Origin of the sequence: Paucisalibacillus algeriensis (assembly GCF_000577245.1) — a bacterium.
GTDB lineage: Bacteria > Bacillota > Bacilli > Bacillales > Amphibacillaceae > Ornithinibacillus.
Genome location: NZ_CBYO010000022.1, coordinates 575,144 through 596,788, shown reverse-complemented (window position 1 = coordinate 596,788; position 21,645 = coordinate 575,144). Strand labels below are relative to the sequence as shown.

Annotated in this window: 30 protein-coding genes; 26 read left to right on the top strand and 4 right to left on the bottom strand. The window is 36.2% G+C overall.

Annotated elements, in window-relative coordinates:
• The first annotated feature begins 61 nt into the window (after window positions 1-61).
• The 9 genes from TY11_RS19035 (at window position 62) to TY11_RS18995 (ending at window position 8,322) form a co-directional block, all read left to right on the top strand.
• Window positions 62-412, top strand: coding sequence for a lmo0954 family membrane protein (locus TY11_RS19035; protein WP_042150017.1), 351 nt, complete (start codon window positions 62-64; stop codon window positions 410-412).
• A 217-nt stretch (window positions 413-629) separates the two neighbouring features.
• Window positions 630-1,265 (top strand): PspA/IM30 family protein, encoded by a 636-nt coding sequence (locus TY11_RS19030; RefSeq protein WP_042150014.1) that lies wholly within the window; start codon window positions 630-632, stop codon window positions 1,263-1,265.
• Window positions 1,266-1,362: 97 nt separating this feature from the next.
• A complete protein-coding gene (gene liaF / locus TY11_RS19025; protein WP_042150011.1) occupies window positions 1,363-2,088 on the top strand; it encodes a cell wall-active antibiotics response protein LiaF in 726 nt (241 codons plus the stop codon).
• Window positions 2,085-3,128, top strand: a complete 1,044-nt coding sequence (locus TY11_RS19020) for a sensor histidine kinase (RefSeq protein ID WP_042150009.1) — start codon at window positions 2,085-2,087, stop codon at window positions 3,126-3,128. Before liaF ends, TY11_RS19020 begins: the two co-directional genes overlap by 4 nt.
• Window positions 3,121-3,753, top strand: a complete 633-nt coding sequence (locus tag TY11_RS19015; protein ID WP_042150007.1) for a response regulator — start codon at window positions 3,121-3,123, stop codon at window positions 3,751-3,753. The genes TY11_RS19020 and TY11_RS19015 overlap by 8 nt, the downstream gene beginning before the upstream one ends.
• A gap of 78 nt (window positions 3,754-3,831) precedes the next feature.
• Entirely contained in the window at window positions 3,832-4,527 is a 696-nt protein-coding gene (locus TY11_RS19010) for a response regulator transcription factor (protein ID WP_042150005.1), read from the top strand.
• Window positions 4,524-5,528 carry a sensor histidine kinase gene (locus TY11_RS19005; RefSeq protein WP_042150002.1) on the top strand — a complete coding sequence of 335 codons (1,005 nt, stop codon included), beginning with the start codon at window positions 4,524-4,526 and terminating at the stop codon, window positions 5,526-5,528. The genes TY11_RS19010 and TY11_RS19005 overlap by 4 nt, the downstream gene beginning before the upstream one ends.
• Window positions 5,529-5,624: 96 nt before the next feature.
• Window positions 5,625-6,386, top strand: coding sequence for an ABC transporter ATP-binding protein (locus TY11_RS19000; RefSeq protein ID WP_042149999.1), 762 nt, complete (start codon window positions 5,625-5,627; stop codon window positions 6,384-6,386).
• The gene (locus TY11_RS18995; RefSeq protein ID WP_042149995.1) at window positions 6,376-8,322 is read left to right on the top strand and encodes an ABC transporter permease; all 1,947 of its coding nucleotides are present in this window, start codon (window positions 6,376-6,378) and stop codon (window positions 8,320-8,322) included. Before TY11_RS19000 ends, TY11_RS18995 begins: the two co-directional genes overlap by 11 nt.
• Before the next feature lie 111 nt (window positions 8,323-8,433).
• On the opposite strand, the gene hpaB is transcribed toward TY11_RS18995, so the two are convergent.
• Window positions 8,434-9,870, bottom strand: a complete 1,437-nt coding sequence (hpaB, locus tag TY11_RS18990; protein WP_042149993.1) for a 4-hydroxyphenylacetate 3-monooxygenase, oxygenase component — start codon at window positions 9,868-9,870, stop codon at window positions 8,434-8,436.
• Window positions 9,871-10,140: 270 nt separating this feature from the next.
• On the opposite strand from hpaB, the gene TY11_RS18985 reads away from it, so the two are divergent.
• The 3 genes from TY11_RS18985 (at window position 10,141) to TY11_RS18975 (ending at window position 12,214) form a co-directional block, all read left to right on the top strand.
• Complete coding sequence (locus TY11_RS18985) at window positions 10,141-10,392, top strand: hypothetical protein (RefSeq protein ID WP_042149990.1); 252 nt, start codon at window positions 10,141-10,143, stop codon at window positions 10,390-10,392.
• A 2-nt stretch (window positions 10,393-10,394) separates the two neighbouring features.
• The gene (locus TY11_RS18980) at window positions 10,395-11,147 is read left to right on the top strand and encodes an AAA family ATPase (RefSeq protein WP_042149988.1); all 753 of its coding nucleotides are present in this window, start codon (window positions 10,395-10,397) and stop codon (window positions 11,145-11,147) included.
• Window positions 11,148-11,236: 89 nt separating this feature from the next.
• Entirely contained in the window at window positions 11,237-12,214 is a 978-nt protein-coding gene (locus TY11_RS18975) for a D-2-hydroxyacid dehydrogenase (RefSeq protein ID WP_042149985.1), read from the top strand.
• A 103-nt stretch (window positions 12,215-12,317) separates the two neighbouring features.
• Here TY11_RS18975 and TY11_RS18970 read toward each other — a convergent pair whose 3' ends face one another.
• Window positions 12,318-12,722: a DUF4870 domain-containing protein gene (locus TY11_RS18970; RefSeq protein WP_081755994.1), complete on the bottom strand. Its 405-nt coding sequence runs from the start codon at window positions 12,720-12,722 to the stop codon at window positions 12,318-12,320.
• A gap of 279 nt (window positions 12,723-13,001) precedes the next feature.
• Between TY11_RS18970 and TY11_RS18965 the strand changes: the two genes are divergently transcribed.
• The 7 genes from TY11_RS18965 (at window position 13,002) to TY11_RS18935 (ending at window position 17,396) form a co-directional block, all read left to right on the top strand.
• Window positions 13,002-13,490, top strand: coding sequence for a PH domain-containing protein (locus TY11_RS18965; RefSeq protein ID WP_042149982.1), 489 nt, complete (start codon window positions 13,002-13,004; stop codon window positions 13,488-13,490).
• Window positions 13,490-15,004 carry a PH domain-containing protein gene (locus TY11_RS18960; protein WP_042149979.1) on the top strand — a complete coding sequence of 505 codons (1,515 nt, stop codon included), beginning with the start codon at window positions 13,490-13,492 and terminating at the stop codon, window positions 15,002-15,004. The genes TY11_RS18965 and TY11_RS18960 overlap by 1 nt, the downstream gene beginning before the upstream one ends.
• 67 nt (window positions 15,005-15,071) lie before the next feature.
• Entirely contained in the window at window positions 15,072-15,272 is a 201-nt protein-coding gene (locus TY11_RS18955) for a DUF6199 family natural product biosynthesis protein (protein ID WP_042149976.1), read from the top strand.
• A gap of 114 nt (window positions 15,273-15,386) precedes the next feature.
• A complete protein-coding gene (locus tag TY11_RS18950) occupies window positions 15,387-15,851 on the top strand; it encodes a GNAT family N-acetyltransferase (RefSeq protein ID WP_042149973.1) in 465 nt (154 codons plus the stop codon).
• Window positions 15,852-15,876: 25 nt separating this feature from the next.
• Window positions 15,877-16,437 carry a Rossmann-fold NAD(P)-binding domain-containing protein gene (locus tag TY11_RS18945; protein ID WP_155982744.1) on the top strand — a complete coding sequence of 187 codons (561 nt, stop codon included), beginning with the start codon at window positions 15,877-15,879 and terminating at the stop codon, window positions 16,435-16,437.
• 17 nt (window positions 16,438-16,454) lie between these two features.
• Entirely contained in the window at window positions 16,455-16,916 is a 462-nt protein-coding gene (locus tag TY11_RS18940; RefSeq protein ID WP_052345906.1) for a GNAT family N-acetyltransferase, read from the top strand.
• 51 nt (window positions 16,917-16,967) lie between these two features.
• The gene (locus tag TY11_RS18935) at window positions 16,968-17,396 is read left to right on the top strand and encodes an NUDIX hydrolase (protein ID WP_042149967.1); all 429 of its coding nucleotides are present in this window, start codon (window positions 16,968-16,970) and stop codon (window positions 17,394-17,396) included.
• A gap of 249 nt (window positions 17,397-17,645) precedes the next feature.
• Here the strand turns inward: TY11_RS18935 and TY11_RS18930 are convergent, their stop codons facing one another.
• A complete protein-coding gene (locus tag TY11_RS18930) occupies window positions 17,646-18,083 on the bottom strand; it encodes a cell wall hydrolase (RefSeq protein WP_042149964.1) in 438 nt (145 codons plus the stop codon).
• Between the two features lie 158 nt (window positions 18,084-18,241).
• Here TY11_RS18930 and TY11_RS18925 point away from each other — a divergent pair, with 158 nt between their 5' ends.
• Genes TY11_RS18925 through TY11_RS18910 form a run of 4 tightly spaced genes read left to right on the top strand, consistent with a single transcriptional unit; the run spans window position 18,242 to window position 20,104 of the window.
• A complete protein-coding gene (locus tag TY11_RS18925; protein WP_052345905.1) occupies window positions 18,242-18,670 on the top strand; it encodes an NUDIX domain-containing protein in 429 nt (142 codons plus the stop codon).
• Between the two features lie 28 nt (window positions 18,671-18,698).
• Window positions 18,699-19,151 carry a hypothetical protein gene (locus TY11_RS18920; RefSeq protein ID WP_042149961.1) on the top strand — a complete coding sequence of 151 codons (453 nt, stop codon included), beginning with the start codon at window positions 18,699-18,701 and terminating at the stop codon, window positions 19,149-19,151.
• A 12-nt stretch (window positions 19,152-19,163) separates the two neighbouring features.
• Window positions 19,164-19,619, top strand: coding sequence for a GNAT family N-acetyltransferase (locus TY11_RS18915; RefSeq protein ID WP_042149958.1), 456 nt, complete (start codon window positions 19,164-19,166; stop codon window positions 19,617-19,619).
• A 17-nt stretch (window positions 19,620-19,636) separates the two neighbouring features.
• Complete coding sequence (locus TY11_RS18910) at window positions 19,637-20,104, top strand: NUDIX domain-containing protein (RefSeq protein ID WP_042150478.1); 468 nt, start codon at window positions 19,637-19,639, stop codon at window positions 20,102-20,104.
• A gap of 24 nt (window positions 20,105-20,128) precedes the next feature.
• On the opposite strand, the gene TY11_RS20560 is transcribed toward TY11_RS18910, so the two are convergent.
• A complete protein-coding gene (locus TY11_RS20560; RefSeq protein WP_155982743.1) occupies window positions 20,129-20,272 on the bottom strand; it encodes a hypothetical protein in 144 nt (47 codons plus the stop codon).
• Between the two features lie 187 nt (window positions 20,273-20,459).
• On the opposite strand from TY11_RS20560, the gene TY11_RS18905 reads away from it, so the two are divergent.
• From TY11_RS18905 to TY11_RS18895, 3 genes are all read left to right on the top strand, one after another.
• Entirely contained in the window at window positions 20,460-20,927 is a 468-nt protein-coding gene (locus TY11_RS18905; protein ID WP_042149955.1) for a hypothetical protein, read from the top strand.
• 285 nt (window positions 20,928-21,212) lie between these two features.
• Entirely contained in the window at window positions 21,213-21,416 is a 204-nt protein-coding gene (locus TY11_RS18900) for a DUF4177 domain-containing protein (protein WP_042149954.1), read from the top strand.
• Window positions 21,413-21,595, top strand: a complete 183-nt coding sequence (locus tag TY11_RS18895) for a hypothetical protein (RefSeq protein WP_042149951.1) — start codon at window positions 21,413-21,415, stop codon at window positions 21,593-21,595. The genes TY11_RS18900 and TY11_RS18895 overlap by 4 nt, the downstream gene beginning before the upstream one ends.
• Window positions 21,596-21,645: the final 50 nt, after the last annotated feature.

Here is a 21,645-nt window from a genome sequence, read left to right as displayed (position 1 = left end):
CATTATCCAAACTTATTTTCTTCGGTAAGATTAAGTCAAGATCATGAAAGGAGGAAATCAGATGAGAAAATTTATGCTGTTTGTAGGGGGATTAATTGCCCTACTTGTTTTATTAACAAATTTAGGACCAATGGTGTTACTAGGGTTAAGTGTTTGGCTGCTTTATATCATCTTTAAGAAGTTCGTGAAGAGTCATTCTGTAGCAGGTAAAATTGGCTGGGTAATTCTTGGATTATTAATTCTAGGAATTGCATTTTCGAATATCTATGCAGTACTAGGAATCGCAGCTGCATTTGCACTATACTGGATAGTTAAAAACTGGAAAAAGGAAGAGCATGACACAATTATTCCTGCTGATGACAATGATCCATTTTCAAACTTTGAACGCCAGTGGGCAGAATTGAACAATTAATTGATGTGGGCATGGCTAACATACACCTGAGACCTGACTGAGTCAATGAGTCTATGAGCGTGAAGCATGCGCCCGAAAACGTGGAGTAAGCGCAGCCCCACAAGGGCACCCAAAAACGAGAACCAAGCGCCCACCACAAGAGCATGCGCCCAAAAAAGGGAATCAAGCTCCCGCCAACCAAGATAATAAAAATTAACAATTAAAAGGAGAGAATAAAATGACAAACGTATTCACCCGTATAAAAGATTCCATCGAAGCGGATTTACATGATTTACTAGACAAAAAGGAACAGAAGAACCCAGTTGGTGCATTAAATCAATATTTACGGCAAGCGGAACAAGAGGTAGAAAAGGTTCGTAAATTAATTGAGCGCCAATACAAATTGAAGGATGAGTTTTCTAAAGAATATTTAAAAGCTGCAGAAATGGCTGAGAAGCGTCAAAAACAAGCAACAATTGCAGAAAAAGCTGGCGAGGAGCAAATGCATGCTTTTGCTCAAAAGGAGCATGACGAATATCAAGCGCGTGCAGAGCGAATGAAAGCTTCCCGCCAAGAATCAATTGAACAATTAGAAGAGTTAGAGCAGAAATATGAGGAAATGAAACATCGTATTAAAGATATGCGTCTACGTCGGATGGAATTGATGGGTCGTGAGAATGTCCTTCATGCTAACCATCAAATTAATCGTGTGATGGATGAAGTATCTGATAAACCTTTTTCCAAGTTTGCTGAGATGGAGCGTTACATTGACAACTTAGAATACAAGGTAAATAGTGCATACTACAAGAGCACCTTTGATAGTAAAATTGCTAAATTAGAAAAGGAAATGGCTGAAAAAGAAAAAGCAAATTAATTGAAATGCGCAACTTTACCTAAAAATGGTATACTCATGACACAGGTCCAAGAAATTGGGCCTAAATGAGTTCATATGGATAGGGGGGATTCCTGCTATGTTCAAAAAGCTAAAAACAGATACACTCAACTGGATTATGATCGTAGGAGCAATCCTTCTTATTTTTGAAATAATATTCCATTTTGGTGGGGCTATTATACCAGCAATATTTTCTGCTATATTTGCTTATATTGGGTGGAAAAATTTCCAGCAACTTTGGGGGAAAGTGTTGTTTTGGATTTTCTTAGTCTTTTTTACCTTTTCCATCTTAAATCTTTGGGCCGTACGTTTTCTAATAGTTGTGGTAATCGTACTATGGCTTAAGGATTACTCGGAGTCAAAGAAAAGTAAAGACCTAGAACCAATTCTTCCTAGTAATGTCATTAATGATGAAAAGCTTATTAAAATAAAGCCACTCTTTGAAAATACGTTGTTTGACGATGTGCAGACAAAGGAGATGGCCTATCAATGGCGAGATGTAAACATTCATGGTGCAGTTGGTGATCGAATAATTGATTTAAGTAATACGGTGCTTCCAAATGACACTGCAGTAATTTCCATTCGTCATTTAATTGGAAATATCGAAATTTACGTTCCATATGAAGTAGAAGTTAGTATTCATCATAGCTCTGTATTTGGTAGAGCACATATCTTTGATGAAAAAGATTTGAATTTAATCAATAAGTCGCTATTATACCAAACGGAAAATTATGATACGACCTATCCTAGAGTAAAAATCATAACCTCTGTATTCTCCGGTGATATTGAGGTGAAGCGAATATGATGACAGTTCTTCGCCATATGATTATTGGAATTATGTATAGTTTGGTATTAGTAATTTTATCTGTTGGGTTAACTTTTTTCTTGCATGAGGAATTTAGTTGGTCCATGCTCTGGGAAATGAAAGTTGGAGATATCTCCTTTCTCCTAACAGTCCTTGGTATTGCGACTATATCTGGTGCGATTTTGGGGATTTCAATTGGTTGGTATTGGAAGCAACGGATAGGACACATGGATAGACAGCTAGATAGCTTAGTGAAGGGTCAACGTATTAACTCAGATGATGTTTCCTATAAGGAATTAGATAGTCTGGAACAAAAATTAGAGCAAATACAAGATAAGATAAAGAAACAAGCCGAACATTTTCAGAGCCTCGCAACCAAAAGAGCTGAAGAGCGTGAACAAAGTCTACAAGAAATTGTTGTACAAGAGCGTAACCGTTTGGCAAGGGACCTTCATGATTCTGTTAGTCAAGAATTGTTTGCTGCATCGATGATGATGTCTGCAATCAATGAAACCGCAGATGAAATGAATGACACGATGAAAAAACAGCTACAACTGGTTGAAAATATGATTCAACAATCTCAGCTCGAAATGCGGGCATTGCTTTTACATTTAAGGCCAGTAGCATTGAAAGGAAAATCACTTCTGGAAGGTGTAGAAGAATTATTAATGGAACTAAAGCAGAAGGTTCCTATGGATATCACATGGAAGGCAGAAGAATTTAAGCTTGATAAGGGTGTTGAGGATCAATTTTTCCGTATTCTTCAGGAGTCTGTATCCAATACCCTAAGGCATTCAAAAGCGACATCCCTTCATGTAATGTTAGTCCAACGTGACGATATCGCTATTTTACGTGTCAAAGATAATGGTGTTGGGTTTGATATCACGAAAGTAAAAACAGGATCATATGGCTTACAAAACATGCAGGAACGTGCATTAGAAGTTGGTGGTACCATTAAGATTATTTCCTTACCAAATCAGGGAACACAGTTAGAAGTGAAGGTTCCTATTTTACCGAAGGAAGGTGACGTTAGTGATTAGAGTACTATTTGCGGATGATCATGAAATGGTCCGTATTGGGGTGTCCGCCTATCTCTCGGCACAACCAGATATTGAAGTGGTAGCGGAAGCAAGTGATGGCGGCCCTGCTGTTGAACTTGCCTTACAGTATAGACCGGATATTATCCTAATGGATTTAGTGATGAAGGAAATGGATGGGATTGAAGCTACCAAACAAATTATAGAACAATGGCCAGAAGCAAAAATCATCATCGTAACTAGTTTCCTTGACGACGAAAAGGTTTATCCTGCATTGGAAGCTGGTGCAACTAGTTATATGCTTAAAACTTCTAAAGCAGAAGAAATAGCTAAAGCTATACGGTCGACTTATGGAGGAGAATCTGTCTTAGAACCAGAAGTAACCGGGAAAATAATGACAAAAATGCGCGAAAAGCCTGTTGTTCATCTTCATGACCAATTAACCGAACGTGAAATGGAAATTCTTCTATTGATTGCTCAAGGTAAATCGAATCAAGAAATTGCTGATGAATTGTTTATTGCATTGAAGACAGTTAAGGTTCACGTAAGTAATATTCTAGGTAAACTGGAGGTGCAGGACCGGACGCAGGCTGTGATTTATGCATTTAAGCATGATTTGGTGGAATAGTGGGGATAGTCTATCCTAACAACCCAACATCTTTTTAGATAAAATACCTTTATTAAACAAGTAGAAATGGTGATAGAATTGTTTAAAATCTTGTTAATCGAAGACGACAAGACACTATATAACGAGATACAGGAACGATTATCACAGTGGTCATATGATGTTTATGGCATCAAAGATTTTAATGGTGTAATGAAAGAGTTCATCAAAATAAATCCTGACCTTGTGCTTATTGATATTCAATTACCTAAGTTTGATGGATTTCATTGGTGCCGAAAGATTCGCGCTCACTCTAAAGTTCCGATAATTTTTCTATCATCACGAGATCATCCAACTGATATGGTAATGGCAATGCAGCTTGGAGGGGATGATTTCGTACAAAAGCCTTTTCATTTTGATGTTTTGATTGCGAAAGTTCATGCGGTATTAAGACGGGTTTATAACTACAGTGTGGAACAACAAGTAATGGTAAAGGTATGGAATTCGGCAACTGTTGATTATGTAAAGGGCACTGTTCAAAATGATGCAGGTGTAGTTGAGCTAACCAAAAATGAATTATACATCCTGAAAATTCTACTCGAGCACAGTAATCAAATTGTGAATAGAGAGGAGCTCATCAAGCGATTATGGGATGATGAACGGTTTGTTAGTGACAACACCTTAACCGTTAATGTCAATCGATTGAGAAAAAGGCTGGAGGATATTGGGTTAGGGCAATGTATAGAAACAAAGGTAGGACAAGGGTATATGGCCGTAGAAAAGGAAACAAACGAATGATAAGAAAATTTCTAGTAGAACGCCTCAGTTGGATTAATTTCTTTTGCTTTTTAATGGGTTTATTTCTTTTGGTTGGATATATTGATCCTTCAATAAACTTTAGTTCTATTCTTTATATTGCTTTTTTATCCATCATCCTGTTTTTGGGTTTTCTATTTATTCGATATAGTAGAGAAAGCTCTTATTACCAAAAACTAGAGGATTGGAATCCTGAGGTGGATGTTGACTATGTCAGTGAAGGAAATACCCCATTTGAGAGAATGGTTGAAAGGAAAATTAAGCAACAAGTCCATTTTTCCAAACAAGAAATAAGCCGTCAGATGATGCATATCGAACAAGAAAAGGATGAACTGCTTTCCTGGATTCATGAAGTGAAAACACCTCTAACAACCATGCAATTAATCCTTGAAAAAGTGGAGGATTCTGTATTAAAAGAAAAGCTGATGCATGAATGGATTAGAATTCATTTACTCCTTGACCAACAATTACATAGTCGCCGCATCCCATTTATGGAAAATGACCTTTATATTGAGCGAGTTGATTTAGAAAAAATAATCAACCAAGAGATTCAATCATTAAAAACGTGGTGTTTTCAAAAAGGGATTGGCTTTGAATTGTCGTTGGAAACGCAACAGGTCTTATCCGATGCAAAATGGCTGCCATTTATTATCAGGCAGATCTTGACTAATGCGGTAAAGTATAGTGAGCAATCGGAAATTGAAATTCAGAGTTTTAATCAGAACGGGAATGTAGTACTTACCATCCAAGATCAAGGACGGGGGATTGTTGCAAAGGACTTGCCCCGAATTTTTGATAAAGGGTTTACCTCCACATCCAATCATAAGGACCATCAGGCAACCGGAATGGGGCTTTTCCTCACGAAGAAAGCTTCTCGGCCTATGAAGCTTCATATCGATGTTGCTTCCACCGTTGGAGAAGGTACGAAAGTGACGTTAACATTTCCAAAAAAGAATGACTTTCTTGAGCTTACAAGCATGTGACAATATTGTCACATGCTTAATTGTTTTGTTAGGAGAATCGAAGGAATAGATTGGTAACTCCATTTATGATAAAGATAGAAGAAGGAGTTGAAGACAATGAGTATTTTAGAAGCAAATAAGATTGTGAAAACTTACGGGAATAAATGGAATCGGCAAGAGGTTTTGAAAGGAATTGACCTTGAGGTGGAGAAGGGTGAATTTGTTGGAATCATGGGGCCGTCTGGTTCAGGGAAAACAACTTTACTTAATGTTCTTTCCTCTATTGACCGAGTTACCCAAGGTTCAATTCGTCTGGAGGGTAAAGAATTTACTGGAATGAAGGATAAGCAATTAGCGGAATTTAGAAAACGTCATTTGGGCTTCATTTTTCAGGAATATCACCTTTTAGATACTTTAACAGTGAAAGAAAATATTATGCTACCGTTAACGGTTAATAAAACACCCAAAAAAGAAGCACAAATCATGTTCGACCGTGTGGTTAACGAATTAGGTATCGCGGAAGTTAAGGATAAATATCCGAATGAGATCTCTGGTGGTCAGAAACAACGGGCATCCGCAGCACGCGCTTTTGTTCATCAGCCTAGTATCATTTTTGCTGACGAGCCTACCGGTGCATTGGATTCCAAGTCTGCTTCTGATTTGTTGAATAAGCTAAGTGATTTAAATGAAAAGCTAAAGGCTACCATCGTGATGGTCACCCATGACCCTCTAGCTGCAAGCTACTGTAGCCGTGTGATTTTTATTAAGGATGGTCAAATTTTCACAAAACTAAATCGAGGGGATGATTCAAGGCAGGAGTTCTTCCAAGACATCATTAAAACACAGGGTGTGTTAGGTGGGGTGCAGCATGAGCTTTAAGTCTCTCATCTTTCGGAGTTTGCTGAAGAATATCAAAAACTATTATTTATATGTTTTTGCCCTCGTGTTTAGTGTTGCGTTGTACTTTGCTTTTGTCACACTGCAATATGACCCTGCGATGGATGTGACTAATGGCTCCATCAAGGGAGAAGCGGCAATGAAAACTAGCTCTGTTTTGCTAGTTGCCATTGTGACGGTATTTCTAGTTTATGCCAATAATCTATTCATTAAGCGAAGAGGGAAAGAAATTGGTTTATTTCAATTGGTTGGAATAACAAAAGGGAGTATTTTTCGGATTATCGGAGTGGAAAATTTTATCTTATATTTCGGCTCGATGATGATAGGAATATTCCTTGGCTTTGTTTCTTCAAAGCTAATTATGATGATTTTATTTAAAATTATTGAGATAGATGAGATAGCAGAGCTCCGCTTCTCTCAGGAAGCTCTTTTTCAAACGGTAATTGTTTTTGCTGCTATATATTTAGTGATTATGGCGATTAACTTCTTGTTTATTAAACGGCAACGAATTTTGACTTTGTTCCATGTCAGGTCTACCACTGAGAATAAGAAATATAAGGTTTCTATTTTTGAAATTCTGATTGGGATTCTGGGGCTTTGCTTGATTATTTTCGGATATTATTTATCGACAAAGCTATTTGAAGGTCAATTTATGATGCTGCTGTTTTTGGTTATGCTGATAATTCTTGGTTCTGTAATTATTGGTACGTATTTCTTTTATAAGGGCTCGGTTCGGTTTATTTTTCATCTGATTCGGAAAAAAAATAATGGCTATTTATCGGTCAATAAAGTATTGTCACTGTCATCAATTATGTTTCGGATGCGTTCCAATTCTTTACTTTTAACAGTCGTAACAACGGTGTCAGCTTTAGCTATAGGGTTATTATCGCTTTCGTATATATCTTATTATTCAGCAGAAAAGCAGGCTGAAGACTATGTCGTTTATGATTTTTCTATCCCAAATGCAGCCCATGCCAAACAATTTACCGAAAAGCTGGATGAGAGTGGAATTAACTACTCGAAAACGGTCATTGACATCATTAATGTGAACACGGATACGACTCATATTGTAGAAGGCGGTATGGGAGCACTGTCCAGTCCAGAGGATTTTAAGGTTCCTATGACTTTTGTGTCAGATGCTCAAGTGGGTGATCTGGATGTTTCCGAGGATGAAGCCGTCCTGTTAAATGTTCATGCTGCTATCGAAGCATTTATGACTTTCACAACAGGAGAATTTACCGTAACGGGGGAAACCAAATCATTTGAACTGGATTTAATAGAGATTCAGGATCAAAATATTATTCCTCTCCGATTGACGAATAGTGGATTTCCTGTTGCGGTAATCGACCATGAGGTATTTCAACAATTAAACACGGATAATGATTTTGAACCTGGTGTGTCTAATGAATTTAGCGTGTCAATAGGGATAGATATAGAAAATAAAAATGATTTAGAAGAGGCAAATGAAATTTTCCATTCATCTGGTGTTAGTAAGTGGGCTGGGTATGAGTCACAGCTAGATTACTTTATTAATCAAAAACTAAATATGGGACTTGCGATGTTTGTTGTTGGATTTCTTGGATTGACCTTCTTAATCACATCTGGATGTATTCTTTACTTTAAACAAATGGATGAAGGAGAACAAGAAAGACATAGCTATACGATTTTAAGGAAATTAGGTTTTACAAGATCTGATTTATTAAATGGAATCAAAGCAAAACAATTATTCAACTTTGGAATTCCGCTCGTTGTTGGACTTTGTCACAGTTACTTTGCAGTGAAGTCAGGATGGTTCTTCTTCGGTACAGAATTATGGACCCCAATGATTATTGTCATGGTGCTGTATACATTGTTGTATTCAATCTTTGGAATTCTATCGGTGGTATATTATAAGAAGCTTATTAGGGAAGCCTTATAATGATAGGGGACAATCCCTCACCACTTTAGAGTGTTAAAGTAAAAGAAGCACAGTTTATAATTGATTTATAAACTGTGCTTCTTGTTTTGCTCTATAATTCTACAGTCCCTTTTATATCAAAAACTCTCTAACACGCTTCACGTACAGTTCTTTTTCGTAGGTATAATACAATTGACTTGCCAATTTTACTGGATCACCATAGAAATACCGCTCATACTGCATTTCACGAGTACCAAAAGCACTCATGGTTAACTCCCATGCCAAGCGGAATAGTTTGACCCGTGTTTTGGCATCATCTAAATTTGACTGCAAATAATGATCTAGGTCTGCTCTTAATTCCGATTGAAATGCATTCTCCGTAGGTATTGTCATTATTCCGCTTGCACTTATCTGTTGGATGATTTCACTAAATCTAGCATAAACTTTTGGATATATGTTGCTTGCTACTTGTAATGTTTTTTGATCTGGACGTAAAACTTCCCATTCATCAAATTTTGCTTCCACCTCAGACTTGATGACCAACGCTTTTAATGTCTCTAAAGCAATGATAATCTCAGAGGTTTTTTCCTGTACATGGAGATACTCTCCGATATTAATTGAATCGATAATAGCCTGAACTAACCCTAGTACAAATTCTGTTTTTACAATTTGTCTGGAAATTGCTTGATGTATGGAAAATGGCAGGAAAGAGCTCTTTGTCGCAAAGGTATTAGAAACAAGTAAATTATCATAATAAAATACACGTTCCCATGGTACAAGAACATCATTAAATACAACAATACTGTCCATTTCTTCGTATCGTGAACTTAATGGATAATTAAAAGTGGATTCGCCACCTACAAAGGATTCTCTGCATATAAACTTTAATCCCTTTTGATTACTTGGAATGGAAAATGCAAATCCATTTGCTTTATCTTGAATGCCACCAGCTGAAAACACAACAAGTTCATCTGTAACTCCGCCCCGGGTTGCTAGTAAACGTGCTCCTTTTACGATGATTCCTTCTTCATTTCTGTCTATCACTTTTGCAGCAATCGGTTCATCATCTATATCTTCTAAGTAAAATTGCGCACGGTTTACCTGTGGATTGACAAAGGAATGGGTTAGGGATAAGTCATTCTCCCTAGCATATTCGTAGAAATTCACCAATCGCTCGGGAAAACAGTTTTCTTTACCCTTTAAAAAGGGAGCAGATGAAGCGAGTGCCATGATTACAGTATTCATATAGTCTGGACTTCTCCCCAACATACCATTGCTCGACAATGCCCATTGTTGAATCATTTTTCTTCGTTTCACCAGGTCTTCTTGTGTTTTCGGTTGTAGATAGGACGTCCCCACTAGCTGGTCAGTCAATGGGGACGTGTAGGTCATGATTTCTCTTAATGAAGTATCATGTTGCATATCGTATAATGCGGCTTGGCTCTTCATAACCCCTTTGAATGCAGTATGCTCGGAGATTTTCCCTTGTATAGGTTTGCCATCCACCCATACATCTGAATGTAGATCGTTAATTCTTTCGATATATTTTTTTCCTGTTGTGGCTGGCATACGCTCACTCCTTAAAATTTAGATAATGGCTAAATATGATTTCGTGATATTTTATTAGGATTTTATGCAGGTGGTTACAAGATAAAAAAATTGGATCTGGAATGGAATTGATAAAACACTCTTTCTCATAGTATGTAAAACAGGTAAACTAGTAGAGATGGCAGTTAAGTGGAAACGACGGAATCTACATAAACTCTCCTCCTGAAGGATCCTACTCCTACACGGAGTAAGAGGGTGTTTAATATGTAAACAAAATTAGGAGATGGTTTAATGTCAAAATATTACCTAGCAGTAACCTACGATGTTTGTGAACATCAAAGCCTGTATCAAGATATGAATGAATATCCAATTAATTCAGCTGATAATTTTGTGGATAAAGTGAAGGAATTTGCCCAACATGATATTGCTCCTGTAGTCAAAATATATGAATCATATTCTAGTAAATTCACTGATTTAAAACTATACAAAGAGTATACATTCAAAGAGTACGAGTGTAATTGTGAGAATGAGGGCAGGTTTTAATCATGCTACTAGACAAAGATACGCAATACTTGAAACGTATCGATTTAAAACAGGAAAATATAATATCCTATGATCGGTTCCCACTGAATTTACCTGTGATTAGGAATTTCCAACGAATAGCATTCCATCCCAATGTTACATACATTATTGGAGAGAATGGGATGGGGAAATCCACTTTATTAGAAGCGATTGCAATTGGTTTAGGATTTAATCCTGAGGGTGGTACACTTAATTTTAACTTCTCTAGTTATGACTCGCATTCCGATTTACATGAGTATATCCGTCTAGCAAAAGGACCATACCGGCCTAAGGACAGTTTTTTCTTTCGTGCAGAATCCTATTATAATCTGGCTACTAACATAGAAGAATTAGATCGGGAGGGTTTCGGGGGAAAAATAGTCGATTCATTTGGTGGGACTTCTCTTCACGAGCTTTCCCATGGTGAATCTTTTTTTGCAACGTTTATTCATCGCTTTAGCGAGAATGGACTGTACATACTAGACGAACCAGAAGCAGCATTGTCACCATTGAGACAGATGTCGATGCTGGCTAGGATTCATGAACTGGTAAATGGTGGATCTCAGTTTATTATTTCAACCCATTCTCCAATCATTATGGCCTACCCAAGTGCCAAAATCATTGAACTAACAGAAGAAGGATCACAAGAAATGAGATTAGAAGAAACAGGCCATTATAAGATTATGAAACAATTTTTTGAAAATAGAGATCGATTGTTACATCATCTGTTAGATTAGATTGAAAATTTATTGGACAATCATCACTAAATTTGGATAGTGCTACGAATATTGAAGAACAAGGAAGAATTTAGGGGAGAGTAGATTATATGAAAAAAGCAATTATTCTAGATGGCCACACCATAAACCCGGGTGACCTTGACTGGACACTGTTAACCGAACTAGCTGACTTCACTATCTACGACCGTACATCCTTTTCAACGAATGACACCCAATTAATAATCGAACGGTCAAAAGATGCAGAAATAATCTTAACAAACAAAACACCTATTCAAAGAGAGGTAATTGATGAACTTCCCAATCTAAAGTACATTGGTGTACTAGCAACAGGGTATAATGTCGTCGATATCCAAGCAGCGAAAGAAAGAAATATAGTAGTTACAAACATTCCAACCTACGGGACAAATACAGTGGCTCAAACGACCTTTTCTTTACTTCTTGAGCTTACTAATCATGTAGGTCTTCATCATGATGCAGTAAAACAAGGTGAATGGACCAATAACCAGGACTGGTGCTTCTGGAAGAAACCGTTAATAGAACTATCAGGGAAAACAATCGGTATCATCGGATATGGTCGTATCGGACAAGCTACAAGTAAAATAGCTCAAGCTTTCGGAATGAATGTAATCGCAAATAAACGAACTCCAAATAAAGACCTAGAAACATCTCAAATGAAATTCGCCTCTTTAGATGAGCTATACGCCAATTCAGATGTAATATCTCTGCATTGCCCACTTACAGAAGAAAATAAAGGAATGATTAATAAAGCATCCATCCGTAAAATGAAAAATGGTGTACTTATGATCAACACCGCAAGAGGGGCTTTAATTAATGAAACAGATTTAGCTAAGGCGCTAAACAATGGAAAAGTCGGGGGAGCTGCAGTGGATGTCGATTCGTCGGAACCAATCAATGAAAATAATCCACTTCTACATGCAAAAAACTGTATCATTACACCGCACATCGCTTGGGCGACTAAAGAAGCAAGACAGCGTCTATTAGAACAAGCAGTAGATAATTTAAATGCCTTTCTAGAAGGAAATTCGAAGAATAGGTTAAATTGCTAGAATATAAATTGATAATAACTTGAAGGATTGAAAATGCATACATCTCTTAAAGATAAAATAGATGGCTCAGAGGCTGTCTCTGAGCATCTATTTTAATAGTAGTTTAACCTTTCATCTTCTTCAACTGGTCCTCCGTAATATCCCCAATTATGGGTAGCTTAAATAATTTTCCTTGATAAGCCTGTATCATTAACACGATCCATAAAACTAATGAAAGTGGTGCTAATAACATGGTGATTGCCCATCCTAAGAATGGGATAAAGCTCAGTACGATATTAAGAACAAATAATGCAGTAAAGACTATAATAGATTGTAATGCATGAAACCGTACAAAGTGGCTATCTTTTTCTATGAGTAAAAAGATTAATCCGGTAACAAATCCAACCACATAACATATCAAGCCAGCAACGTTTTCCTCTAAACCAGTTGATGTTTTGTTCTTTTCTTGGTTTGAATCTTCTTCTTTTATTTCTGATTGCTCCTTGTTTTCATTCTGTAAATCTGACATTTTTTTCCTCCCCCCCATGTCAATTTATAGCTTGCTTTTGTCTTAAATGAATAAGTATATTTACTCATGCTTTACCTTATGATGGAAGTTATAGAAAAATGTGTTTCAAATTGTCACGATGGTAGAGAAGAGCTACATTCAAATGATAGAAATTATGGGAAAGTACGTCATCCCTCAAAAATTGATTTGGAAAATAACGACAAAATGAAAACTTTTTGTCTACTATTTCGTATAGAATAGAGATTAAATTATATTACTTGATTTTGGAGGCAACTACTGATGAATGAAACAAAACTAGAAAACGCTTTAGCTCATTCTTTTCCTAAAATACGTAGAATTTCAGAAACGATAGGGAATATTATCGGGCTTGTGGTTATTGGAATATTATTTTGGGTATATCATTATTTTGATTGGCCGATATGGGTTTATTGGGTTTTGGTTGGTTTAGTCATATTGACCATTATTGGATTTATCTGGTCGATTTTTGAACCTACATATCTGTACCGTAGTTGGAGTTATCAGTTTGATGATGAATATCTCCAATTAAGCTATGGAATCTTTCAGAAAGAATGGGTGACGGTACCAATGACGAAGATTCAATCCGTCACAACTAGTCAAGGTCCAATTATGAAACGATATAATGTCCGTTCCATTAAAGTGGAAACAGTTGGATCATCGCATGCGATTCCAGCTTTGGAAGAAGATGTTGCACTCGCACTAAGAGAAAGATTAGCAGAGTTCGCGAAACTGAAGGAAGTGGATGAATAATGCGATTTCATCCGTTGACTATTGCTTTTCGAATCTATCAATTGGTAAAAAGTAACCTTTTTATTGCGATTTTGTTATTTGTTATAAATAAGGGATCAGAATTCTGGCTATGGAAGTATGGAAGGTATGTATTTTTACTTTATGTACTTGTACGATTCGTTTCTATTATTACGGCATGGTTTGTGGAGAAATATGAATGGAAGGACCGAGTTTTTCAGATTCATAAAGGAATCTTTGTGAAACAATCTAGTACTATTCCGTTCTCTAAAATTCAAAATGTAACAAGGAAGACTACTGTTTTTCACAAAATTGTTGGACTGACTTCCTTAACATTTGAAACTGCAATGGATGGGGTAGAGGATGCTATTCATTTCGAGGTAATTTCCAAAAATAATGCTCAAGAATTAATTGATTTAGTTCAAGCAAAACAAGACAATCATGTACAAAAGGCAATGGAGTCTAAACATGTATCAGAAACCGAGATAGAGGAAGAAGAGGAGGAAAAGAAACAAATTCCGGTAACAAATCGGACTGTTCATTTTACACCGAGGCGTAAGGACCTGTGGAAGGCAAGTTTTACATCATTAAGTTTCCTAGCGATTATTCCGATTACGGCAGGATTATTGGATTATGTAGAGCCTTTTATTAAGGATACCAATCAGTTCGAAGGAATGTTTCGACTGTTGCTAAATAGTTCGTGGCTAATTGGTATTGTGATTGCGTTTGCGGTTATTGTTGCTGTTACGTTTGGGATTGCTAGAACATTTATTCGTTATGGTAAATATGAGATTTCCTCTGATGACACCCATATTTACATTGATAGAGGGGTCCTAAATGAAAGTTATTTTGTAATTGAAAAGAAGAAGATTCAAGGATTGGAAATGGAACAATCGGTTTTAAAACGTTTATTTGGTTTAGCGGAAGTGAAACTGATAAGTTCAGCAAAACCGAATATAGAAGATGGATCACTAAACGTTAACTCGCTATACCCGTTTTTGCCGGTAGAAAAAGCGTACCAGTTAATAGAAGAATTATTACCAATCTATCAAATAAATAGCAGATTAGAAAGGTTACCACGCATTGCGTTATGGCTTAAATTATTGAGACCGAGTTGGTTATGGATTCTAGCAACGGCTGCTTTGTTTTATTTCAAGCCAGAATTTCTTCACGTTACTTGGTGGGTGTGGAGTTTAGTTTTACTAGGGATTATTGTATTGAACAGGATATTAGATTATATTCATACAAGATATGTGGTAACTGATGATCAGGTTCAGTGGTGGCATGGTGGTTTAAATAGCCGTATGTTTATAACGAAACGAAAAAATGTAGTAGAGATGAGTTATTCTCAGTCGAGACTTCAAAAATCTTTTAATGTAGCATCAGTGACGACCATTAATCGATCTACTCCAATTCATATGGAAACAATCCAAGATATTCCGCTAGACTATGCGCTAGGGATTAGGAATTGGTATTTTAAGCGTAGAGAAGATGTGGAATTTGAAAATAAGAAGTAGTAGTATTTCAATTAAATAGGTATGAAACTTATAAATTCAAATTGAATGTATCTCAGGAGGGTATTGTATGTTGCTATTACTTTCGTTATTTGTAACGGTATTCGGTCTATGTGCCCTGTTAAAACCAGAATGGATTTGGAAATTGACGGAAAGTTGGAAGTCCAATGATGCGACAGAACCCTCTGATATATATATCTTTTCTACACGGTTTGGTGGGGTTATGAGCACATTGGCAGGAATCGGGTGCCTTCTTGTTTTCTTTTTTTAGAATAGCCCGTAGGCTGTAAGAAATTAGGCGGATCAGATTATTTAATAACCGCTTTATGGGGCAAAGGTGCACACCATATGATCTGAAGTGTCCCATTGAAATAGGGGAGAAGGAATGAATATAATATTATCGAGAACCAATTTAGATGAAACTATTCAACTTTTAGAAATACAAAAGAAAGCATTCGCAGATGATTTAAAGAAATATCAGGACCATGAAAGTAGCCCGGTAAACGAGACTATTGAGAGATTGCGCCTGAAGATAGAATCATTCTTTTATTATACCATTTGGTTTAACGATGAAATTATTGGTGGTGTAGATATTCGTGATTTGGGTGAAGGAAAATACCGTCTGAATCGAATATTCATATCACCTGAATTTCAAGGTGAAGGAATAGGGACTAGGATTATGCAACAAATTGAAGACGAATTTCCCCAAGCAGTCCAATGGAGTTTAGATACACCGCACTTAAATGCTGAAAATCATCATTTTTATGAAAAGTTAGGGTACAAAAAAGTAGGAGAACACGAAATAACCGAAAAGCTTAGATTAATAGATTATGTAAAAACGATCAACTAATTGTGTAGGTCTGGAGGGAATGATGTTGAATTGTAACCATGCATTAGTATTTGGTGGGACAGGAATGCTTGCGGAGGCTACTGGCTGGATTGTAAAACATGTCAATCACACGGTTGTGTTTGGTAGAAACAGACATCGATTAGAACGATTGAGCAACAAATATAGTGAACAGGGTCTCAAGGTACAAGAATTAGATTACTCTAATACGGAGTCTTTGAAGCACCAGATAACAAATGCATATGAGGAGCATGGAGAGATTGACCTAGTAGTTGCTTGGATTCATAGTACTGCCCCGGATGCTATACCTACCATTAAAAGACAAATAGCAACGCTTCAAGTGCACCGCCAGTGGACATTGGTGATCGTGAAGGGAAGTAGTAGTCACTTGACTAATATTGCGTTCACTGAAAATGATGTTCCGGAAAATTGTATAGTTAAAGAGGTACAATTAGGCTTTATATATAATGAGATGACTTCTAGATGGCTTAGTCATCATGAGATATCAGAAGGGGTTATAACGGGAATACAAAGTAATGAAAGAAAAACAGTAGTGGGTACACTGGAACCTTGGGACAAGAGGCCGTGATTGGAGGAGAGAAGAAAGTGAACATTAGATTAGCTGAGAAAAAAGACATAAAACAACTGATAAAAATGAGATGGGATTTTACGATTGAACACGATGAAAGCAAAGCAAATGAATCCTATAATGATTTTGAAAAAGAATGCTACGTTTTTCTAGAAAAAGCTCTTAATGGTCCGGATTGGTATATATGGGTTGCAGAAGAAAACGGTAGAGTTGTATCTCATATATACATAGAATTGATACAAAAGGTACCTCGCCCTGGTAGAATAACACATCCTTTTGCCTATATGACAAATGTTTATACTAATCCTAAATATAGAAATAAGGGAATTGGGAGTAAGTTGTTACAATCCATTAATAGTTGGATAAAAGAAAATAATTATGAGTTTGTGATTGTTTGGGCAAGTGATGAAGCCATTGAATATTATAAGAAAAATGGATACGTTCATAGTACAGAGCCAATGGAATATTTTCCTTCATGATGTTTTGCATACGTAGATCTGAAACTTAACTATTTCTTAGGGGGAATCTTTATGTTTGTTGTTAATGTAGAAGGTGCAATTTATCGTGATGGTAAATGGCTATTAATCCAACGAAGTGAAAAAGAGGAACATGCAGGTGGAGGACTTTCTCTTGTTGGGGGGAAATGTGAGCTAGAGGGTAATTCTACCGATATATTAGAAAGAACGTTACATAGGGAAATATTTGAAGAAGTAGGAATAGAGGTAACTATTATTAGGTATGTAAATAGTTCTTCATTTATATCTGATACTGGTTTGAATGTTATTGATATCGTATTTTTGTGTCAACATACATCAGGAGAACCTTATGCTAAAAGCACGGAAGAAGTTGATGATGTAATTTGGATGACGACATCGGAGATTTTAGCACATGCCGATTTGCCAGACTATCTAAAAGAAAATGTAATACTGGCTGATAAATTAGTAAGAGAAATCAACTAGATAGTAAACACGATGGTTATGTTTCTATAGAGCATCCATGTTTTGCACATAAAAATATCCTACATCAGAACTTTGTATTCTTAACTCGTGAGGCCATTTAATATGGCCCGGAAACACTTCTCATGAAATAAATATTAAGCTCTGTGAATTTCTGCAATCAAATAAATCATCATAACATAATGGGATGGTACCAATCCCTTTTTCATTCTACCACATAAAAAATCCCCACAATCTGTGGGGATTTTGTTATCATCTATAAACACTTTCACATGTATTTGCCTGAGGCTCATAATAACAATGTTGTTTAAACTGTCCTGCAAATGGTTGATCATACCATGTAGGTGGGCATGGAGCGTATGGATTAAAATACCAAAGTGCATACTTAGAGGGATGTTCTCTCCAGAAATCTAACGTTTGTTTGGCTAATCGCTTTTCAGTACTTCTAGCTCTATTATAAAATACATTCCCTTTCTGTACAGCTTCAAAAGAATAATTTCCTCCTTGAACTTGGTATATGACTTGCGGTATTGTCCTCACGTCTACAAAATCCAGGCAATCTGCCTGTGCTCGATTGACGATTACATTACCTACCATTAACATCCCTAGTTGTCCTTCACCTTCAGCTTCTGCCCTCATCATCCTTGCCATTAAAGCAATGTCACTGTCTGTATATTTTACTCGTACCATTTTTTATCACCTCTACAAGAAGTGTATGTAAAAAAGGGCAAAAAGGTTTCATGGGACAATTCCAATATCCATGTCCACTTGCAATTTTCTGTATAAGTATTAGGAATATTATGCTAACATAGTTGCAGAGATTACTTATAGATATTGGAGGAGTATTTTTGGTTCATAAATTAGCAGGTGGGGTCGTAGTAATTGAAAATAATAAAGTCTTACTGGTGAAAGACAATAATGGTTGGAGTTTGCCTAAGGGTGGAACAGAACCGGGTGAAACCTTCCATGTAGCAGCTGCAAGAGAAGGTCTAGAAGAAACGGGATACCATCTTGATGTGAAAGATGTTGCTTATATTACAGAATACACATCGAAAGAATATGGAGAATATTTGCATGTCTATTACTGGGGAGAAATTTTATCCCAGAATAAACAGGAACCCGATGAGGAAATTGTGGATGTAAGGTTTGTTACAGTAGAAGAGATACGTGATTATATATCTTTTCGACCTTGGGTAATACCATTGGAAAATTGGTTCAAGGATAGAAGGTTGGTGTATTACTGTTTTGATTTGGATAAGGTAAGTGTTGAGGTATAGATAATTTAAGTTATTGGAGCTATAGTGAATGGGTTTGTATTGGTTTATGCTTGTTTTTTGTGTTGCGGTTGTTTTGCTGGTTATTATTGTCATCCCTTGGATTGTAATAGCGCTGACAGTGGAAACAATTCGTGAACGGAAAACGAAAGCAAAGAAGAGAAAAAAGATCAAAGAAGATTATAAAGCATTTATGAGTTTTATTGTGGCAATGCTAGCCATTCTTTTACTTGCAATTTTCTTAGGATATGTGGCTGTACCGTATGTAAAAGACCTTCCATACGTTATGGAGGGGAATTATTTATCCGAAGAAGGGATAATTGATTATGTCCGGGATGTTGGGAAGGATAATAAAAATGAGATAGAAGTAGATGGAGGATTATATTATTCTACGAAAATAAAACCTAGGCACCTAGGAAGTTATATAACCTTTGATTATTTACCAAATACCAAAATAATAGTCTCTTTTGACTTAAAAGAATGAGGGTATATTACCATGATTAAAGAGATAGATATTCTCAATAAGGAAAATACAGAGCACATCTTAAGCATACAGCTGGATTCATACTTTGTTGAGGCTAAAATAATTGGTTTATATGACCTACCACCATTAAGGGACACTATTGAATCCTTACAGCAATCTGGTGAGCGGTTTTTTGGATATTATATGGACGAAACGCTATGTGGGGTAGTATCAATAAAGATTGAGAAAGAAGAAATAGATATTCATAGATTGTTTGTACATCCGAATTATTTTAGAAAGGGCATAGCCCAAGGATTATTAGATTTTCTTGAGACTAATTTTTCAGCGAAAACCATGAAAGTGGCTACAGGTTCCAAGAATCATCCTGCGGTCAAATTCTATTTGAAAAATAAATTTCAGCGGATAAACGAAATGGTAGTAGATAACCAAATCAGTTTATCCTTTTTTAAGAAAGAGTTTAGGGTATAAGGGGAGTCGTAGTGGGGATGATTAGAAAAGCTGTAGGTGCAATTGTTTTTCAAGGGGATAAATTATTAATCGTACATAAAACCAAAATCAATACTAAAGAAGGAAAACAGTCCATTAAAGGGGAATGGGATTTTATAAAAGGTGGGGTGGAGGCAGCAGATAGGGATTTACAGCATGCTATTATACGAGAATTAGGGGAAGAAACCGGTTCAAGCGAATTCAGGATAGTTAAGCAGTTAGAGGAAAAAATCTGCTTTGATTTCCCCGCAACAGTTCAAGAACAGATAGGCTATGTTAGCCAAGAAACAACGATGTTCCTCGTAGAGTTTATTGGGGACATAAATTCACTATGGCCAAATGATAGTGAAATTAGTAAGGCTACATTACTGGACGTGAATAGAGTAGAAGAAATGTTGACGCACCAGGATACGGTGGATTACTTTTGGAGAAATGTTAAAGAGATAAAGTTAACTAAAAACAGATAGGATTTACATAAAGCCTATCTGTTTCTAATGCAATTTCAATTGAACATTAGTTTCATTATTGTCTTTTAAATCCTTCAATTCTTTATCAGTGCGTTCTAATCGTTCAATGACTGGTATCATTGCTTCTTCCAGCATTGCTTTTAATCGATCAGCTTTTTGATTTTCCATGATGAGATACCTCCTATTTATCAATTTGTCTAGACTATTAATTACCACCTTCAAGTAAATAATACCAGAAAAAACCTCGGTCCTATTTGATTAGAATCACATAAAGTTTGGATTTCACTAATGAAACTTATGTAGTGTAGATAACGTAATATCCAATAGGAAGATTGTAAAAAGGAAGGAATATAATATGATTCTTCGTAACGGTGTTAGTGGATTTAATAGACCGAATGACCTTAGTGTAGATGGTGTTTTCTTTAAAAAAATCTGCTACTCCATCATTAATAATCATGGTGGGAAAATTATTTCTTTTAACGAGCCAGAAATAGCCTGTAATTATTATCAAGTCAAAATTGCGATTTTTGGCGATGATTTATATATCTTACTAAATAGTACCTATCCATTTCTTGCATTTGCTTCTTCTGTTGAGGATATTTCTGCTATTCAATTTGTTATTCATGACAAACTTTCAACCGAATTTACGCCATATTATAATATTTTACTTCCTGATGAATTAAATGAAGTGCTAGTGATAAACGAACATAGAGGAAGAATTGCTATAGAAAATGAAAATGAACTAAATGATGCGGAGCTCTATAACGTAAAACATTGGAAACCAAGAAGAGTTGGGGATGTTGTTTTTAATTTTTGGGATTAAGAGACCGGAAATATGATTTGGGCAATGGGGTATTTTATTTGCTTTATAAGTTCGATATATGTTGTGTAGTTCCTTTATAAGATAAGAATTTGCTTAATGAAAAGAGGGGAATACAATGTGGTGGACAATCCTTATTATCATGATTGCTTATCTTCCAATGTTTTATAGGATTCATAAACGACTCGATTATCTAGAAAAAGAGGTTAAGAGATTAAAAGGCGAGGATGGTATTTAAAATCAATCGGTGTACTAGAAATAATAAAAAGGTATTGAGGGGGATTTTCAATGTATGAGTATAAGTTTGTGGAAACATCACTTGGTGGATTTTTTTCTACATCAACGTATAGAGAAACGATTAAATCCAATGCATCTGATGGATGGAAATTAGTACAGGTCTTGCCACTAGAATACACTGGGTATGGAAAGCCGAAATCATATGAAATAATTTTTGAGAGGCCATTGCAGCAAGGAGGAAAGAGTGGAGAATGAAATTCAAGTACTTTATGTTGAGGGCTTTATATACTCTAATAGTTCTGTCAGGTGCGTTATTGAATTACAATAATAATTCTCTTTATGGGTATTTATTATTAGCATTAGGGATTGTTCTTATGATTGCTTGTACTTATTTTGAAATAAAGGCTAGAAAGCAGTTTGCGAAATCAACATAAGGAGATTGTCTCTAAGACTCCCTTCAGAGGCAATAGTTTGTGACTAATTT